This window comes from Thermodesulfobacterium hveragerdense DSM 12571, from assembly GCF_000423845.1.
Lineage (GTDB): Bacteria > Desulfobacterota > Thermodesulfobacteria > Thermodesulfobacteriales > Thermodesulfobacteriaceae > Thermodesulfobacterium > Thermodesulfobacterium hveragerdense.
The window spans coordinates 30,515-46,109 of record NZ_AUIT01000014.1 but is presented as its reverse complement, the minus strand read 5'-3'; the positions used below and the strand labels follow the sequence as shown (position 1 = coordinate 46,109).

The following is a 15,595-nucleotide window of genomic DNA, read 5'->3' as shown; positions in this document are numbered from 1 at the left end:
TAGATTAGTTTCTGGGAGGGTAGTCAGGTTGTTTAACGTGATAGATGTTTTTAGTCGAAGAGCCTTTGAGCCGCTGGTTGATTATTCACTGACTGGGAGAACAGTTGCTGAGTATTTGGACAGGCTTTGTGAGATTTATGGGTCACCGAGGATTTTTAGGCGGGATGATGGGCTTGAGTTTAGGGAGAAGGAGTTTAGCAGGGTGATTAAGAAGTGGAGGATTGAGGAAGAAGTGATACCGCCGGGGCAACCTTTTCACATGGGCATATAGAGAGTTTTCATCGGAGCATGAGGGAGGAATTGCTTGATAGGTAGAAATTTGTGAGCCTTGAAGAAGTTCGGGAAATAGTGAAGAAGTGGGTGGAGAACTACAACAAGCAGCGTCCTCATTCAGCTCTTGAATATAGGGCACCAATGGAGGTGTGGCATGTTTCAGAGGAGTAGTGACATAAAAGGTGTCTCAAGATGGGGACATCTCAAAAAATACTCCTCATCACTAAATAAATCCAGCTGCTTTTTCTTCTGCCTCAACACCACAAGCCTAAACGCTCCCTCCCTTTTGTTCATCACATGTACCGTCTCCCCTATCTCCCTTTCTGTCTTTATCCCATCTCTATCCCTGTATGGCCTCCATTCCCTTATCCTCTTTATCGCCTTCCTTACCGCTCTGTCTAAATCTGCTACTATACAAAATGTTACCCCTCTTTTCATCAAATAATTTAGCACCGAAGAACTGTAATACTCAGAATCAAGCGATGGATGCACTATCCTCTTGCCCTCAGGCAAAACCTCAAAAGCTGCTTATATCGCCCTTACATGTCCGTCATGCCTATTGCCTTCCTTAAACTCATGATAGACTATCAAAGGTATCTCTTTAAATGCCGTAATCATGGGTCTATATTCACGAAATCTCTTGCAAGTCATCTTGGCTGTCTTTTTTTCTGCTTGTATATTGCCAGGCGGTGTAAACTCTGTTTGAACCAGGTAAAGGCATCAACAAAAGCAAGCCCTGAACGAGAGGTTAGGTTTTCGTTAGTTCTAAGTATTTTGAAGTTAAGAGAGTTTTGAGGCATAACGAAATCCTCTTAGGTTTAGGGAATTTTCACCTAATGGGTGATATTATAAATCGTTTAGACAGATTGGAAAATGGGAAAAACATGAAAGGAAATTTTTATCGGCAAATTAGGGACTGGTTCAAGTTGTTGCAAAGGGCTTAAGTTTGACTATAATAACCAAAATTATCTAAAAATTTTTTATAAAAGGTCATGGATACAGCCTTTCTTATTTTTTCCTTTACATATTTATTGATGGCTATAGGACAACCTCCGTTATTTAGGATTGACCGCACAGGAGCAGCTATCATAGGTGCCTCTCTTATGGTAATCTCTGGGGTTTTATCTGTATATGAAGCTTATGAAGCCATAGATTATAAAACCATTTTAATCCTCTTTGGGATGATGATCTTGATCGCTAACCTAAGGTTATCTGGATTTTTTAACCTTGTGTTATCTTTTTTAGCCCAAAGAGTACAAAACCCTTCAAAACTACTTTACCTTTTGATTTTTACTTCAGGCATGTTATCTGCTTTTTTTATAAACGATACGGTTTGTTTAATCTTTACTCCTTTTATCCTTGTGTTAACAAAAAAAATGAACCTAAACCCTAAACCTTATCTTTTAGCCCTTTGCATGTCAGCTAACATAGGTAGTGTAGGTACCATCACAGGAAACCCTCAAAACATCATAATCGGAGCGGCTTCAGGTATCTCCTACAGTAAATTCTTTTTTCATCTATTCCCAGTAGCTTTAGCAGGACTTTTTATCTGTGCTGGGGTAATCCACTGGTTTTACAAAAAAGATTTAACCTCACCAGTAAAAACCCCCGAAGAAACCTTAAAATATAGATACAATAAGCCTTTGGTTATAAAATCTTCTTTGGTAGCCCTGATCACAGTAATTCTCTTCTTTTTAAACGTACCTATGGAAATTGTTTCTATAGGTGTAGGTTCCTTTCTGTTGATTACCAGGAGGGTTAAGCCTGAAAAGGTGTATAACCTGATAGACTTTAGACTTTTAATCCTTTTTATAGGGCTTTTTATCGTTATAAAAGGAGTTGAAAAATCTGTAGTTTTTTATAGGTTGGTAGAACATTTTCAGATGTTAGTAACTGCCCCTCTATCTTTGGTATTTTCTTCTCTCTTACTTTCTAACGTTGTAAGCAACGTTCCTGCGGTTTTGATCTTTAAGCCCCTTATAGTTAATTACTTTAACGACGAAAAAGCCTGGTTTTTCTTAGCGATGTCCTCGACTTTTGCAGGAAATTTAACCATCCTTGGGTCTATCGCTAACATCATCGTTATCGAAGGAGCCTCTCCAAAAGTAAAGATTGGCTTTTTTGAATACCTAAAAATCGGGCTTCCGGTAACCCTACTGTCCGTTTTAGTTGGACTTGTGATTTTAAGCTTATTTTGATTTTTACCTCTTGTTTAAAATCAATTTTTTAATAATATAGTCTTATATGAGTCGGACAGAAAAATGGGAAAAAATTGAAGAAGCGAGAAGGATTTTAAACCTACCTAAAAAAACTACAAGAAGGGAAATCAAAGAGGCTTACCATCGTTTGGTTAAAAAACACCATCCTGACGTTGGAGGAGATAATTCTACGATAAAAAAATTAAACGAAGCCTATACCCTTCTTATGGAATATTGTGATAATTACTTGATAAATTTAGAACCTAATGATAATATACTTAATCCAGAGGATTGGTGGTTTGAACATTTTGGAGAGGATCCTATCTGGGGTAAAGGGAGGTAAAATATGTTAATAGTTCAAAAATACGGTGGTACCTCGGTAGCCAACATAGAAAGGATTAAAAAAGTAGCAGAGAGGGTAATCAAGTATAAAAGAGAAGGGCATGACCTGGTGGTGGTAGTTTCTGCGATGGCAGGAGAAACAGACCGGTTGATCAATTTAGCCAAAGAAATCACCCCAACTCCCCCTTTAAGGGAATTAGACCTTTTGGTTTCGACAGGAGAACAGGTTACTTCCTCTTTACTGGCCATAACCCTTCAAAGCATGGGGTTTGACGCGGTAGCTTTCTTAGGTTACCAAATACCTATCTACACCACCAACCTTTTTACCAAAGCCAAAATAAAGGACATCAGGGTAGATAAACTAAAAAAAGAACTCAACCAGGGTAAAATCGTAGTAGTAGCAGGGTTTCAAGGAGTTACTGAAGAGGGAGATATAACAACACTTGGAAGGGGTGGTTCTGATACCACTGCAGTAGCTTTAGCTGCTGCACTAAAGGCTGACCTTTGTGAGATTTACACAGACGTTGAAGGTGTATACACCGCTGACCCACGTATAGTGAGTAACGCCCGTAAGCTTAAGAAAATATCCTATGAAGAGATGCTTGAGATGGCAAGTAGTGGGGCCAAGGTTTTAGAAATGCGGTCTGTAGAATTAGCCATGATCTATAAAGTAAATTTAGTAGTAAAATCAAGTTTTACAGAAGCAGAAGGAACCTTAATAACCGAGGAGGATGAAGAGATGGAAAAGGTAGTGGTATCAGGTATAACCTATAGTAGAAATGAAGCGCGTATAAGCATCTACGGGGTTCCAGATAAACCAGGCATTGCAGCTCAGATCTTTGGCCCTATAGGCGAGAAAGGTATTATTGTAGACATGATCATTCAAACTGTACACCCTGACAATAAAGCTGATATAACTTTTACTGTCCCAAGAACAGACTATACTCAAGCCTTAGAAATAGTAAAGGAGGTGGCTAAAAAACTCAAGGCTGAAAGGGTAGAAGGGGATGATAAAATCGCTAAAGTTTCTATCGTCGGAGCTGGTATGCGTACCCATTCAGGGGTAGCAACCAAGATGTTTGAAACTTTGGCCAAACATGGTATTAATATTATGATGATTTCTACCTCTGAAATCAAGATCTCCTGCGTGATCGACGAAAAATATACCGAACTTGCGGTGAGAACTTTACACGAGGCCTTTCAATTAGACCAAGAGCATATAAAAGAGGAAAAAACTCCTAAAAAAAGACCTAAAAAAACTAAATAAACACCATGAAACGGGTTGAAATATACGACACTACCTTAAGAGACGGCAGTCAAGCTGAAGAGGTTAATTTTTCTTTAGAAGACAAAATAAGGGTAGCCCTTAAACTTGATGAGTTTAAGATAGACTACATAGAAGGGGGATGGCCTGGTTCCAACCCCAAAGACTTTCAGTTTTTTAAAGAGATAAAAGACTATAATCTTAAACATGCCAAGATAGCGGCCTTTGGAAGCACTTACCATCCTAAAAAATCTCCAGAAACAGACGAAATATTTAAACAACTTTTACAGGTGAAAGTACCTATAGTTACCATCTTTGGTAAATCCTGGACTATACACGTAAAGGAAGCCTTAAAGATTTCTTTAGACCAAAACTTAGAGCTTATCTCTAACTCTATCAAATACCTTAAATCTCAGGTAGAGAAGGTTTTCTATGATGCGGAACACTTTTTTGATGGGTTTAAAGCAGATCCTCAATATGCCTTAGCTACTCTTAAAAAAGCAAAAGAAGCAGGGGCAGATTGTTTAATTCTTTGTGATACCAACGGAGGTACTCTACCCCATGAGATTGTAGAAATTATCACCCAGGTAAAAAAAGAATTAGGCGAGGATTTAGTTTTTGGGATACATGCTCATAACGATTCTGAGTGTGCCGTAGCCAACAGTTTAGAAGCTGTAAGATTAGGGGCCACCCAAGTTCAAGGGACGATAAACGGTATAGGAGAAAGGTGTGGTAACGCCAACCTCTGCTCTATCATACCTAACTTAGTTCTTAAGATGGGATATAGCTGTAGCTGTGCTGAAATGCTTTATAAACTTACAGAGGTCTCTAAATATGTCTTTGAAATGGCGAACCTTTCTCATCCTTCAAGACTTCCTTTTGTAGGGCGCTCTGCTTTTGCCCATAAGGGAGGGGTACATGTTTCTGCAGTTTTAAAGTCTCCTGCAACTTATGAACATATAGACCCGGTGCTTGTGGGAAATACCAGAAGAGTCTTGGTTTCAGAACTTTCTGGTAAAAGCAACATCATCTACAAAGCCAAAGAACTTGGGATTGACTTAGAATTAGATAGTCCACTTTTAAGTAAAATAGTAGAGGAAATCAAAAAATTAGAGGCAGATGGATTTGAGTTTGAAGCTGCAGAAGCCAGTTTAGAGCTTTTAATCTATCGTTTGATGGGAGAGCCTAAACAGTACTTTGAGCTTTTAAGTTACAAAGTGCTTGACCTAAAGTCTCACAACCAAGAGGCTCAGTCTGAAGCTACAGTGATCGTAAGGGTCCCACCTGGAGTAGGAGAAGTAGAACATACTGCAGCCTTAGGCAATGGACCTGTTAACGCCCTTGACAACGCCTTAAGAAAGGCCTTGGAAAGGTTTTATCCTCAAATCAAAGAGATGGAGCTTGAAGACTATAAAGTAAGGGTACTTCCAGGACTTCCTGGTACCTCCTCTAAGGTGAGGGTGTTTATCCTTTCTAAAAGTAAAGACAAAAAGTGGGGGACTGTCGGGGTATCAACAGACATTTTAGAGGCAAGCTGTCAAGCTTTGATAGACTCCTATACTTATAAACTTTTCCTTGACAAAAGAAAAAGATAAAATGTCTATTAAAATTTCACTGGTAGGTAAAGGAGGAACAGGGAAAACCACCGTCTGTGCTTTGCTTATCAATTATTTGATAGAAAAAAACTTTACTCCCCTTTTAGCCGTAGATGCAGACCCTAATTACAACCTAAACGAACTCTTAGGAATTAAGAGTTTTAAGACGTTAAGTGAAATAAGAGAAGAGGTGCTTGCTCATAAAGTACCTGAGTTTATGTCTCGTCATGAATTTGTTGAGATGAAAATAAACGAAATTTTAATAGAAAACCCAGGCTTTGACCTTTTAGTAATGGGTTATCCTGAACAAGCAGGTTGTTATTGTCCTATACACTCTTTTCTTTCGCAAGCTTTAGGCAGGTTGTTTAAAAACTATCCATACGTGGTTATAGACAACGAAGCAGGCATGGAGCATCTTTCCAGGTTAAACCTAACTCAAATGGACCATCTTATCATCGTTTCAGACCCAAATCCCCGAGGAATACTTACAGCCGAAAGGATTTGGAAGTTGGTGCAATCTCTTAAGGTTGAAGCAAAAAAAATCTGGTTATTAATAAACAAAGCGTCAACCAACATGGAAGAAGAGATAGAAGAATTGGTTAAAAAAAACATAAAAGATCCTCAAATTAGGCTATTAGGATTTTTGCCAGAAACAAATACTTTGATTGAATATGAGTTAAATTCTTATCCTGTTTTTGAATGGGATCAAAATTTTAAAAACCAAGCCTACAAAATTTTTGATAACCTCTGGGAGCACTGAGATGAAAGAAAAAACCTTAAAACTTTACAACACGTTAACCAAAAAATTGGAGGAATTTTCCCCTTTAAACCCCCCAAAAGTAACGATGTATGTGTGCGGTATCACTGCATACGATTCTCCTCATTTAGGACATATACGATCTGCTGTGGTTTTTGACGTTTTGACTCGAGTATTAACCTATTTAGGATATGAAGTAGTTTATGTAAGAAATATTACAGACATTGACGATAAAATCATCAATCGATCCAACCAGGAAGGTATCTTCTGGAAAGATTTGGTAGAAAAATATGTTAAAGAATATGAAACAGCCGTTGAAAAACTGAATTTATTAAAACCTACCTATACCCCTAAAGCCTCAGAACATATCCCAGATATAATAGCCATTATACAAAATTTAATAGACCGGGGATTAGCTTATAAAAGTAACGGAGATGTTTATTTTAGGGTAGAAAAATTTCCTTATTATGGAAAGCTCTCCGGGCGAAAAACTGAAGAATTACTTTCTGGGGTAAGGATCGAGGTTTCAGAAAAGAAAGAGAATCCTTTAGACTTCGCTTTATGGAAAGCCGCCAAGCCAGGAGAACCTTTCTGGGAAAGTCCTTGGGGATTAGGCCGTCCAGGATGGCATATAGAGTGTTCTGCCATGGCCTTAAAATATCTTGGAGAAACCATCGACATACATGGAGGTGGGCTTGATCTAATTTTTCCTCATCACGAAAACGAGATAGCCCAAAGCGAAGGGGCTACAGGAAAACCTTTTGTCAGATACTTTGTCCATCATGGATTGATCACCATAAACGGAGAAAAAATGTCTAAAAGTCTTGGAAACTTTGTAACGATGGAATGGCTTTTTGAACGTTTCCATCCCGAGGTCATCAAAACCTTTCTTCTTTCTATGCATTACAGAAGTCCCTTAGACTATTCAGAAGAAAGCCTGAAAAATATAGAAAAGGCTGTATATGGATTTTATGAAACTTTATACTGGGCTGAAAAAGTTCAAAGCTTAAAGGAAGGACTCCTTTCAGAAAAAGCAAGACGCTTAGAAAAAACATATCAAGAGTTTAAAGCCAAATTTATCTCTGCCCTTTTAGAAGACCTAAACACGGCAATGGCCTTGGGATATCTGTTTAACCTGGAAAAGGAACTATACAACTTTGTAAGTAAAACTCCTCAACTTACGTCTGAAGAAGAACTTCTGATTAAAACCTTCGCGAAAGACCTAAGAGAGGAGGCTTATAGAGTTTTAGGTCTTTTCCAAACTGACCCTACTTTTTTTTGGAAAACTGAAAGACAAAGGAAACTTAAACCTTTAGGTTTAACCTTAGAAGAAGTAGAAAGATTAGTAAGAGAGAGAGAAAAAGCAAGAAAAGAAAAAAACTTTGAGCAAGCAGACCTTATAAGAGAAGAGCTACAAAAAAAGGGCATTATTCTAAAGGACACAAAAACAGAAACCTTTTGGTGGGTAGAATAAAATGATATGGTTTGACTATGTAGCCTTAGCTATTTTGAGTTATTTTACGCTAAGAGGTTTTTTGTCAGGTTTTGTAAAAACCATAGCTTCTCTTTTAGGGATGGTGGTAGCCTTTCTTTACTCAGGATGGCTTTCTATAAAGATAGCACCCTTTGTAGGAAGTATCACCACCTCAAACTCTAAGGTTCTTCCGGTCCTAAGTTTTATCTTATCCTTTGCGATGATATATCTTAGTTTTGTGTTAGGAGGGTTTCTCCTAACAATCTTCTTGGGAAAATTGCATCTTACGTTGGCAGATAGAATTTTAGGAAGTCTATTAGGCCTTATTAAAGCCTCTCTTTTTATTACCTTTATCTATCTTCTCTTAGTAATTCCCTATCCAGCCTCTAAAAACATCTTAAAAACCGCTTTAACCTACCCTATCGTAGAAAAAACCCTAAAATTTTCTTCTCCCTTTATTCCTGAGAGCTGGAAAACCTTTCTTAAAAAAAGAGAGGTGTTAACTTAAAGGATACCTTTGGTGGAAAATACCTCTTGAGAAAGAGGGCTTAAAGCCTTTCTAAAAGCATGAGCTAAAGCTTTAAATACACTTTCAGCTATATGATGAGAATTTTTACCATAAAAATTTCTTACATGAAGAGTGAACCTACCGTTTACAGCTAAGGCCCTTAGGAACTCTTCTATAAGCTCTACATCAAAACCTCCTATCTTTTCAGTAGGAAAGTTAACCAAAAAAACAAAATAAGGTCTCTTAGCAAGGTCTATTACCACCTGAGTTAAAGCCTCTTCCATAGGGATGGTTGCTTCTCCATAACGGGCCATGCCACGTCTATCTTCCAAAGCTTCATCTAACGCTTCTCCTAAGGTAATTCCTATGTCTTCTACGGTGTGATGGTAGTCTACCTCAAGGTCTCCTCTTGCTTCTACTTGAAGTTTTATCCCTGAATGGTAGGCAAAAAGCTCAAGCATATGGTCTAAAAACCCTATCCCTGTGTTGATTACGTTTTCCTCTAACCACTCTCCGGTTAAATCTAACTTTATTTCTACTTCAGTCTCTAAAGTATATCGCTTCTTTTCGACGGTTTTCATGTTTAACTCCTTATACAGATTAGATTTTAACCTCAAAAGAAGGATAACTCTCTAACACCTTAACGTCAAGATATCCAACTTTTTTTAAAATCAAACCCTGAGGAGGAGCTGGAGGTGGTGCTACTTTTCGATCTTTTGCGTTAAGGATGTTTTCAAAATCCTCTACCGTAAGACGACCTTTTCCTACTTCAACCAAAGCTCCTACTAAGTTTCTCACCATATAACGCATAAAACCCCTACCCTCTATCGTAAAAACTATCATGTTAGGATTTTCTAATGATCTTTCTAAGGTTGTCTGATAAATCGTTCTAACCGTAGTTTTAACCTCAGTTCCAGCCTTTCTGAAACTGGCAAAATCTTTTTCTCCGATGATTAAAGGCAAACAGCTTTTCATGGCTTCTAAATCAAGTGGCTCCGGAACCCACCAAGAATAAAGTCTTAAAAGAGGATTTTTTATAGGATAATTATAGATCTGATAGACATAAGTTTTTTTATATGCATGCTTCTGTGCATGAAACTTAAAATCAACCTCCTCTACCTTCCAAACAGAAATGTCCTTAGGCAGGAGACTGTTTAAAGCTTTAAAGATTATCTCTAAAGGTCTGTCTGAGGTAGTCAAAAAATGAGCGACTTGATGAAGGGCGTGAACTCCCGCATCTGTTCTACCTGAAGCCTTCAACGTTACTTTATGTCCGAGGATCTTAGATAAAACTTCTTGGATGACTCCTTGGACTGTTGGCCCCTTAGGTTGTACCTGCCAACCTAAATAGTTAGTCCCATCATAAGCTATAAATAACCGAATATTTCTTATGTTGACCTCAGCCATTTTTAAACAAACACAGAAGAAAAAGGCAGTCCAGTTTCTTCAGGAAAACCAAACATCAGGTTAAAATTTTGTAAAGCCTGACCACTTGCACCTTTAACCAGGTTATCAATCACAGAGGTGATTACCACAAAACCTCTTTTTCTGTCTTCAAAAAGACCTATTTTGCAAAGATTGGTGCCTTTAACCTCTTTAATCGTGGGGACTGTGCCTTCAGGAGTTAAACGTACAAAAGGTCTATTTTGATAAAAAGTTTGTAAACAATCTCTTAAAACTTTTACCGGATGTTTAGCCTTTACATAGATCGTAGAAAAAATCCCACGGTTTATAGGTAAAAGATGGGGAGTAAAAACCACCTTTACCTGTTTTTTGGCAAACAAAGAAAGTTTTTCTTCTATTTCTGGATTATGTCTGTGAGAAGCTATCTTATAAGCCTTAAAATCTTCGTTTACTTCACAAAAACTGTAATAAAGGTCTGCCTTTCTTCCAGCCCCTGAGGTTCCACTTTTTGAGTCAGCTATGATGAAATCGGTCTCTATAAGTCCTTCCTTAACCAAAGGGATTAGGGGTAAAAGAATAGAGGTTGGATAGCATCCTGGGTTTGCCACCAAATCTGCCTTTTTAATGTCCTCTGTAAAAACCTCGCACAAACCATAAACTGCTTTATCGTTAAGTTCTGGATAGACATAAGGCAGTTGATATGTTTCTTCAAACAATGACGTATGTTTAAACCTAAAATCTGCTGAAAAATCGATAACTCTTACTTTATTGGTTAAAAACTGATAAGCTAACTCTTGAGCCTTACCAGCAGGAACACATAAAAAAGCCACATCTACCTTAGAAGCTATGTTTTCTACCACAGGAACTTCAAATACAAGATCTTTGTATTTTCCACTCCAACGGCAAACTTCTTTTAAAGATTTACCATGATTTTCTCGAGAGGTGATAACCTCGATCTGAAGTCCAGGATGTTTTTCAACTAACCTTAACAGTTCAAGCCCTGTATATCCTGTAGCCCCTACAATAGCTGCTTTTATCATAAAAGATAGTTTGAATTTTAAAAATTTTAAAGGGGCTACCTCAGGTAGCCCCAAATAGCCCTTAACGTTTGGAGTACTGTTGACCTCTTCTGGCTCCTCTCAATCCATATTTCTTTCTTTCTTTTTCACGTGGATCGCGGGTTATAAAGCCGGCTTTCTTAAGCACTACTTTCAACTCAGGTGAATATAGGACCAAAGCACGGGCTATTCCATGTCTTATGGCCTCAGCCTGAGCAGCCTTTCCTCCACCTTCTACCGTACATTTCACATCAAACTTGCCTAACAGATTGGTAATTCTAAAAGGGGCAAACAACACATCCTCTGCTACGATATGGTCATAGAAGTATTCAGTATAAGGTTTATCATTTACAATAATCTGTCCTGTACCAGGATAGATCCATACCCTGGCTATAGAGGTCTTTCTTTTTCCGGTGGCGTAAATTCTTTCCATGTTATACTACCTCCTTAAAGATCCAAAGGTTTAAAGTTTTGAGCTACATGAGGGTGGGTGGAACCAGCATATATTTTAAGTTTTTTAAGCAGCTTATTTCTCATCCTGTTGCGAGGAAGCATCCTTTTTACCGCAAGAAGGATAACCTTTGCAGGATCCTTAGCTAAAAGCTGCTTAGCTGTCTCCAATTTTAAACCACCCATATAGCCAGTATGACGCCAGTAAACCTTCTGATCAAGTTTTTTACCTGTAAGTTTAACCTGTTCTGCATTGATAATAACTATAAAATCAGCCTGGTCTACATGGGGAGAATAATCTGGACGATTTTTCCCTTGCAAAAAAGTAGCTATTTTACTGGCTAATCTACCAAGCACTTTGTCTTTAGCATCTACTAAATACCATTCTCTTTTTACCTCTTCCTTTTTTACCCAAGGAGTTTGAGGGGTTAATACTGAAGACATACTTCTTGCCTCCTGCCTTTAAAAATTAAAAATGTAGTTTTATAACTTTATGCCAAAAATTCATTTTGTCAAGCAAAGCTTGAGATTGTTTAACAAAATTTTTCTCTTTTTAGAAATGAGTTGCCAATACAAACCTTTTACTTTTGATGAAGCTCTCTATCCTTTCTTACAGGTTGATCTTTTTCTATAATTAAGCTTTCCTAATCCTATAATTTCTAACTCTCAGGGACATAGAATTTGATTTAACTTGGAGACATTTTTGATCGAATGTGCACCCTTGACCTTTTAATATTTTTACTAATAATTTTAAAGTATATATGATTAAAAACTGGTGCCTCAATTTTATCGATCCTTTATTCAACGCCTTTTATCTTAACCTTTATAAAGTCTTTAAACCTTTTATCTGGTTAAATGTTTTACCTTTAAACCTTAAAAAACCAAAAAACAGGAGGGTACTATGAGTTTTACGTTAATCTTTATTGTGGTTTTGATCTTACTGTTTTTACAAACCTCAGTAAAGGTAATTAATGAATATGAAAGAGCAGTTGTTCTTAGGTTAGGTAAATTTTTAGCGGTTAAAGGTCCAGGACTTATTATACTCCTTCCAATAATAGATAAAATGGTAAAGATAGACCTAAGAACAGTAACTTTAGATGTTCCTCCGCAAGAGGTTATTACTAAGGATAACGTTTCTATCAGGGTAAGTGCCGTAGTATATTATAGGGTTTTAGACCCAGAAAAATCATTTCTTCAAGTAGAAGATTATCATTATGCTACCAGTCAATTAGCCCAAACCACCTTAAGAAGCATCTGTGGTCAAGCAGAACTTGATGAGGTGTTAGCCGAAAGAGAGAAACTTAATCTAAAAATTCAAGAAATCCTTGATGCAGACACAGAACCTTGGGGGGTCAAGGTTTCCAAGGTAGAGATCAAAGAAATAGACCTTCCAGAAGAGATGAAAAGAGCTATGGCTAAACAAGCTGAAGCTGAAAGAGAAAGGAGAGCTAAGGTGATCAGCGCTGATGGTGAGTACCAAGCTTCTAAAACCTTACTCGAAGCTGCCCAAATCATGGCACAAAATCCAATAACCATTCAACTAAGGTACCTACAAACCCTTACAGAGATTGCAAGTGAAAAAAATTCCACAATACTCTTTCCTTTACCTATTGAGATGTTAAAAGCCTTAACCAACAACCCTAAATAAACCGACACAATGAGGTACAAATCCTTGGGTTAAAGATTTTTTTCACATGATATGTTTTTTAAAAATATACCTATTATCCTTTAAAAGGAGGGAAGGAAGATGGACAAGGAACTGGTTAAAAAATTTTCCGATAAGTATCCAGAAATCAGCGAGCTTCTTGAGAAACATCAGGAGATGGAAAACAAAGTAGCTGAACTTTCTCAAAAAGCTTATCTTACCCCAGAAGAAGAGGTTAAACTTAAGGAACTTAAAAAAGAAAAACTTTATATTAAAGAAAAAATATATAAAATAATAAAAACAAACGAAGGGATAGAGATAGACTAAAAATCTCTATCATTTAGAAAAAATTTTAAGGTTATACACTCTTTAGGGGGGATTGCTTTGAGTGAAGTTATGACTGGTGCCAAAATGGTGATAGAGGCTTTAAAACGTGAGGGAGTAGAGGTTCTTTTTGGATATCCTGGTGGGGCAATCTTAGATATTTATGACGAGCTTTACAAAGCACCAGAACTAAAACATGTATTAGTAAGACATGAACAAGGAGCTACTCATGCTGCCGATGGTTACGCAAGGTCTACAGGTAAGGTAGGGGTAGTTTTGGTTACTTCAGGGCCTGGGGCTACCAACACGGTTACAGGAATTGCTACCGCTTATATGGATTCTATTCCGATAGTAATACTAACCGGCCAAGTTCCTACCAGATTAATCGGAAATGATGCCTTTCAAGAAGTAGATATTACCGGGATAACCAGGCCTATTACCAAGCATAATTTTTTGGTAAAACGTATAGAAGACCTTCCTACCATCATAAAAGCAGCCTTTTACATAGCCAAAACAGGCAGACCTGGACCGGTTTTAGTAGACATACCGAAAGACATACAACAAGCCAAAGGAGAGTTTAATTATCCTGAAGAAATAAAACTAAGAAGTTACAACCCTGTTTATGAACCTCATATAAAGCAGATAGAAAGGGCTTATCAACTTTTAGAACAAGCAGAACGACCTATCTTGTTGTTAGGAGGAGGGGTAATTTCATCTAACGCTTCTGAAGAAGCGATAAAATTAGCGGAAAAATTAAAATTACCGGTGGTTATGACCCTGATGGGGCTAAGTGCTTTTCCTGGCGACCACGACCAGAGTTTGGGAATGTTAGGAATGCACGGTACCTATTATGCAAACATGGCAGTAGCCAACTGTGACGTACTTTTAGCCGTGGGAGTACGGTTTGATGACCGAGTAACTGGCAAAGTAGATGCCTTTGCACCTGGGGCAAAAATCGTTCATATAGATATAGACCCAAGTTCTATTCAGAAAAACGTAAAAGTTGACGTTCCTATAGTCGCAGACTGTAAAAAGGCTTTAAAACGGTTATTAGAGTTTGTAAAACAAGGAGGAAAAGATAAGAAATACTGGGAAGAAAGATTTACTGATTGGTGGGAACAGATTAACATCTGGAAAAGACGATATCCCTTGGTCTACAAACAAGAAGGAGATTACATAAAACCTCAGTTTGTGATAGAAAAACTATGGGAACTTACTAAGGGAGAGGCTATCATTTCCACCGAGGTAGGACAAAATCAGATGTGGACTGCCCTTTTTTATAAGTTTAAACATCCTCGGTCTCTTATTACCTCAGGTGGATTAGGAACGATGGGATTTGGGTTCCCGGCTGCGATCGGAGCCCAAATGGGTAACCCTGGTAAGTTGGTAATAGATATAGCAGGAGATGGTTCTATTCAGATGAACATTCAAGAATTAGCAACCGCTGTAGAGCAAAGGCTTCCTATTAAAATCATCATCCTAAACAACGGATTTTTAGGAATGGTCCGTCAATGGCAAGAACTTTTTTACGGTAAAAGATACTCTTCAGTTAGATTTCAGGTTATCCCTGATTTTGTTAAGTTAGCTGAGGCTTATGGGGCTGTAGGAATGAGAATAACCCGACCAGAAGAGGTTGAGCCAGCGTTAAAAAAAGTTCTACAAACGAATTCTCTGGTAATCCTTGATGTCCATATCGCTCCAGAAGAAGGGGTCTTTCCGATGGTACCTGCAGGAAAGGCCACCACAGAAATGATACTTTTATAACCTGGAAAAGGGGGAATTTATGCAAGAAAAAAGATATACCCTTTCAGTCCTTGTAGAAAACACCCCAGGAGCTCTTGCCAGAATAGCAGGACTCTTTAGCGGAAGAGGTTTTAACATAGACAGCCTTTGTGTGGCCGAAACTTTAGACCCTACCCTTTCTCATCTTACCTTAGTAACCCATGGAGACGATCAAATATTAGAACAAATCTTAAAACAATTGAGAAGGCTTATAGACGTTTATAAAGTGGTTAACGTAACCGAAGAAGGAGATCACGTGGAAAGGGAAATGGCCCTTATTAAAGTAAAGGCTGAAAAGGAAAATCGGGACGAAATCTTTAGAATATGCGAAATTTTTCGTTGTAAAATAGTAGACGTAAGCCCTAAAACCTATGTAGTAGAAGTCACAGGAGATAGAGACAAGTTGGAAGCAGTGATAGAATTACTTAAACCTATGGGAATCAAAGAAATCGTAAGAACAGGGGTTATAGCTATCAGAAGAGAAAAAAAATCTGCTTAAAAATTAAGTCTTTCCTCTTGAT

General features: G+C 37.8%; 21 protein-coding genes. 13 read left to right on the top strand and 8 right to left on the bottom strand.

Annotation, left to right across the window (positions count from 1 at the left end; all coding sequences use genetic code 11):
* Positions 1-271 (top strand): integrase catalytic domain-containing protein (locus G580_RS10200; protein ID WP_156874799.1); only part of this gene is annotated, 271 nt, incomplete at its 5' end.
* Between the two features lie 50 nt (positions 272-321).
* Positions 322-444: an integrase core domain-containing protein gene (locus G580_RS11970; protein WP_083960818.1), complete on the top strand. Its 123-nt coding sequence runs from the start codon at positions 322-324 to the stop codon at positions 442-444.
* Here the strand turns inward: G580_RS11970 and G580_RS0105980 are convergent.
* The 3 genes from G580_RS0105980 to G580_RS11470 are packed head-to-tail and all read right to left on the bottom strand — an operon-like array spanning position 433 to position 1,073.
* Entirely contained in the window at positions 433-786 is a 354-nt protein-coding gene (locus tag G580_RS0105980) for a hypothetical protein (protein ID WP_156874798.1), read from the bottom strand. The genes G580_RS11970 and G580_RS0105980 overlap by 12 nt on opposite strands.
* Positions 787-801: 15 nt before the next feature.
* Complete coding sequence (locus G580_RS11850) at positions 802-924, bottom strand: hypothetical protein (protein WP_281168583.1); 123 nt, start codon at positions 922-924, stop codon at positions 802-804.
* On the bottom strand, positions 921-1,073 hold the full coding sequence (locus G580_RS11470) for a hypothetical protein (RefSeq protein ID WP_156874797.1): 153 nt from the start codon (positions 1,071-1,073) through the stop codon (positions 921-923). The genes G580_RS11850 and G580_RS11470 overlap by 4 nt, the downstream gene beginning before the upstream one ends.
* Before the next feature lie 192 nt (positions 1,074-1,265).
* Here G580_RS11470 and G580_RS0105970 point away from each other — a divergent pair, with 192 nt between their 5' ends.
* The 7 genes from G580_RS0105970 to G580_RS0105940 are packed head-to-tail and all read left to right on the top strand — an operon-like array spanning position 1,266 to position 8,411.
* Positions 1,266-2,471, top strand: a complete 1,206-nt coding sequence (locus G580_RS0105970; protein WP_028841434.1) for an ArsB/NhaD family transporter — start codon at positions 1,266-1,268, stop codon at positions 2,469-2,471.
* 46 nt (positions 2,472-2,517) lie between these two features.
* The gene (locus G580_RS0105965) at positions 2,518-2,814 is read left to right on the top strand and encodes a J domain-containing protein (RefSeq protein ID WP_028841433.1); all 297 of its coding nucleotides are present in this window, start codon (positions 2,518-2,520) and stop codon (positions 2,812-2,814) included.
* A gap of 3 nt (positions 2,815-2,817) precedes the next feature.
* Positions 2,818-4,080, top strand: coding sequence for an aspartate kinase (locus G580_RS0105960; RefSeq protein WP_028841432.1), 1,263 nt, complete (start codon positions 2,818-2,820; stop codon positions 4,078-4,080).
* A gap of 5 nt (positions 4,081-4,085) precedes the next feature.
* Positions 4,086-5,672: a citramalate synthase gene (cimA, locus tag G580_RS0105955; RefSeq protein WP_028841431.1), complete on the top strand. Its 1,587-nt coding sequence runs from the start codon at positions 4,086-4,088 to the stop codon at positions 5,670-5,672.
* Between the two features lies 1 nt (position 5,673).
* Positions 5,674-6,432 carry an ATP-binding protein gene (locus G580_RS0105950; RefSeq protein WP_028841430.1) on the top strand — a complete coding sequence of 253 codons (759 nt, stop codon included), beginning with the start codon at positions 5,674-5,676 and terminating at the stop codon, positions 6,430-6,432.
* A gap of 1 nt (position 6,433) precedes the next feature.
* On the top strand, positions 6,434-7,903 hold the full coding sequence (cysS, locus tag G580_RS0105945; RefSeq protein WP_028841429.1) for a cysteine--tRNA ligase: 1,470 nt from the start codon (positions 6,434-6,436) through the stop codon (positions 7,901-7,903).
* A 1-nt stretch (position 7,904) separates the two neighbouring features.
* Positions 7,905-8,411 carry a CvpA family protein gene (locus tag G580_RS0105940; protein ID WP_028841428.1) on the top strand — a complete coding sequence of 169 codons (507 nt, stop codon included), beginning with the start codon at positions 7,905-7,907 and terminating at the stop codon, positions 8,409-8,411.
* On the opposite strand, the gene hisB is transcribed toward G580_RS0105940, so the two are convergent.
* Genes hisB through rplM form a run of 5 tightly spaced genes read right to left on the bottom strand, consistent with a single transcriptional unit; the run spans position 8,408 to position 11,767 of the window.
* A complete protein-coding gene (hisB, locus tag G580_RS0105935) occupies positions 8,408-8,992 on the bottom strand; it encodes an imidazoleglycerol-phosphate dehydratase HisB (protein ID WP_028841427.1) in 585 nt (194 codons plus the stop codon). The genes G580_RS0105940 and hisB overlap by 4 nt on opposite strands.
* 19 nt (positions 8,993-9,011) lie before the next feature.
* Positions 9,012-9,818 (bottom strand): tRNA pseudouridine(38-40) synthase TruA, encoded by an 807-nt coding sequence (gene truA, locus G580_RS10195; RefSeq protein WP_051173161.1) that lies wholly within the window; start codon positions 9,816-9,818, stop codon positions 9,012-9,014.
* A 2-nt stretch (positions 9,819-9,820) separates the two neighbouring features.
* Entirely contained in the window at positions 9,821-10,909 is a 1,089-nt protein-coding gene (gene argC, locus G580_RS0105925; protein ID WP_245542851.1) for an N-acetyl-gamma-glutamyl-phosphate reductase, read from the bottom strand.
* A 7-nt stretch (positions 10,910-10,916) separates the two neighbouring features.
* A complete protein-coding gene (gene rpsI, locus G580_RS0105920; protein WP_028841425.1) occupies positions 10,917-11,306 on the bottom strand; it encodes a 30S ribosomal protein S9 in 390 nt (129 codons plus the stop codon).
* A gap of 14 nt (positions 11,307-11,320) precedes the next feature.
* The gene (rplM, locus tag G580_RS0105915; protein ID WP_028841424.1) at positions 11,321-11,767 is read right to left on the bottom strand and encodes a 50S ribosomal protein L13; all 447 of its coding nucleotides are present in this window, start codon (positions 11,765-11,767) and stop codon (positions 11,321-11,323) included.
* A gap of 457 nt (positions 11,768-12,224) precedes the next feature.
* Here rplM and G580_RS0105905 point away from each other — a divergent pair, with 457 nt between their 5' ends.
* The 4 genes from G580_RS0105905 to ilvN all read left to right on the top strand — a co-directional run bounded on the left by G580_RS0105905 (position 12,225) and on the right by ilvN (position 15,573).
* A complete protein-coding gene (locus G580_RS0105905) occupies positions 12,225-12,971 on the top strand; it encodes a slipin family protein (RefSeq protein WP_028841423.1) in 747 nt (248 codons plus the stop codon).
* A 99-nt stretch (positions 12,972-13,070) separates the two neighbouring features.
* Positions 13,071-13,295 carry a DUF465 domain-containing protein gene (locus G580_RS0105900; RefSeq protein ID WP_028841422.1) on the top strand — a complete coding sequence of 75 codons (225 nt, stop codon included), beginning with the start codon at positions 13,071-13,073 and terminating at the stop codon, positions 13,293-13,295.
* 69 nt (positions 13,296-13,364) lie between these two features.
* The gene (gene ilvB / locus G580_RS0105895; RefSeq protein WP_028841421.1) at positions 13,365-15,056 is read left to right on the top strand and encodes a biosynthetic-type acetolactate synthase large subunit; all 1,692 of its coding nucleotides are present in this window, start codon (positions 13,365-13,367) and stop codon (positions 15,054-15,056) included.
* 19 nt (positions 15,057-15,075) lie between these two features.
* Positions 15,076-15,573, top strand: coding sequence for an acetolactate synthase small subunit (gene ilvN, locus G580_RS0105890; protein WP_028841420.1), 498 nt, complete (start codon positions 15,076-15,078; stop codon positions 15,571-15,573).
* Positions 15,574-15,595: the final 22 nt, after the last annotated feature.

Excerpts from the sequence above, each read along its gene's own strand:
- ilvN (WP_028841420.1), top strand. The coding sequence starts at position 15,076 with ATGCAAGAAAAAAGATATACCCTTTCAGTCCTTGTAGAAAACACCCCA.
- G580_RS0105965 (WP_028841433.1), top strand. The coding sequence starts at position 2,518 with ATGAGTCGGACAGAAAAATGGGAAAAAATTGAAGAAGCGAGAAGGATT.
- hisB (WP_028841427.1), bottom strand. The coding sequence starts at position 8,992 with ATGAAAACCGTCGAAAAGAAGCGATATACTTTAGAGACTGAAGTAGAA.
- G580_RS11850 (WP_281168583.1), bottom strand. The coding sequence starts at position 924 with ATGACTTGCAAGAGATTTCGTGAATATAGACCCATGATTACGGCATTT.
- G580_RS0105900 (WP_028841422.1), top strand. The coding sequence starts at position 13,071 with ATGGACAAGGAACTGGTTAAAAAATTTTCCGATAAGTATCCAGAAATC.
- cysS (WP_028841429.1), top strand. The coding sequence starts at position 6,434 with ATGAAAGAAAAAACCTTAAAACTTTACAACACGTTAACCAAAAAATTG.
- G580_RS0105970 (WP_028841434.1), top strand. The coding sequence starts at position 1,266 with ATGGATACAGCCTTTCTTATTTTTTCCTTTACATATTTATTGATGGCT.
- G580_RS11470 (WP_156874797.1), bottom strand. The coding sequence starts at position 1,073 with ATGCCTCAAAACTCTCTTAACTTCAAAATACTTAGAACTAACGAAAAC.
- G580_RS0105940 (WP_028841428.1), top strand. The coding sequence starts at position 7,905 with ATGATATGGTTTGACTATGTAGCCTTAGCTATTTTGAGTTATTTTACG.
- G580_RS0105950 (WP_028841430.1), top strand. The coding sequence starts at position 5,674 with ATGTCTATTAAAATTTCACTGGTAGGTAAAGGAGGAACAGGGAAAACC.
- ilvB (WP_028841421.1), top strand. The coding sequence starts at position 13,365 with ATGACTGGTGCCAAAATGGTGATAGAGGCTTTAAAACGTGAGGGAGTA.
- G580_RS0105905 (WP_028841423.1), top strand. The coding sequence starts at position 12,225 with ATGAGTTTTACGTTAATCTTTATTGTGGTTTTGATCTTACTGTTTTTA.
- cimA (WP_028841431.1), top strand. The coding sequence starts at position 4,086 with ATGAAACGGGTTGAAATATACGACACTACCTTAAGAGACGGCAGTCAA.
- truA (WP_051173161.1), bottom strand. The coding sequence starts at position 9,818 with ATGGCTGAGGTCAACATAAGAAATATTCGGTTATTTATAGCTTATGAT.
- G580_RS0105960 (WP_028841432.1), top strand. The coding sequence starts at position 2,818 with ATGTTAATAGTTCAAAAATACGGTGGTACCTCGGTAGCCAACATAGAA.
- rplM (WP_028841424.1), bottom strand. The coding sequence starts at position 11,767 with ATGTCTTCAGTATTAACCCCTCAAACTCCTTGGGTAAAAAAGGAAGAG.
- rpsI (WP_028841425.1), bottom strand. The coding sequence starts at position 11,306 with ATGGAAAGAATTTACGCCACCGGAAAAAGAAAGACCTCTATAGCCAGG.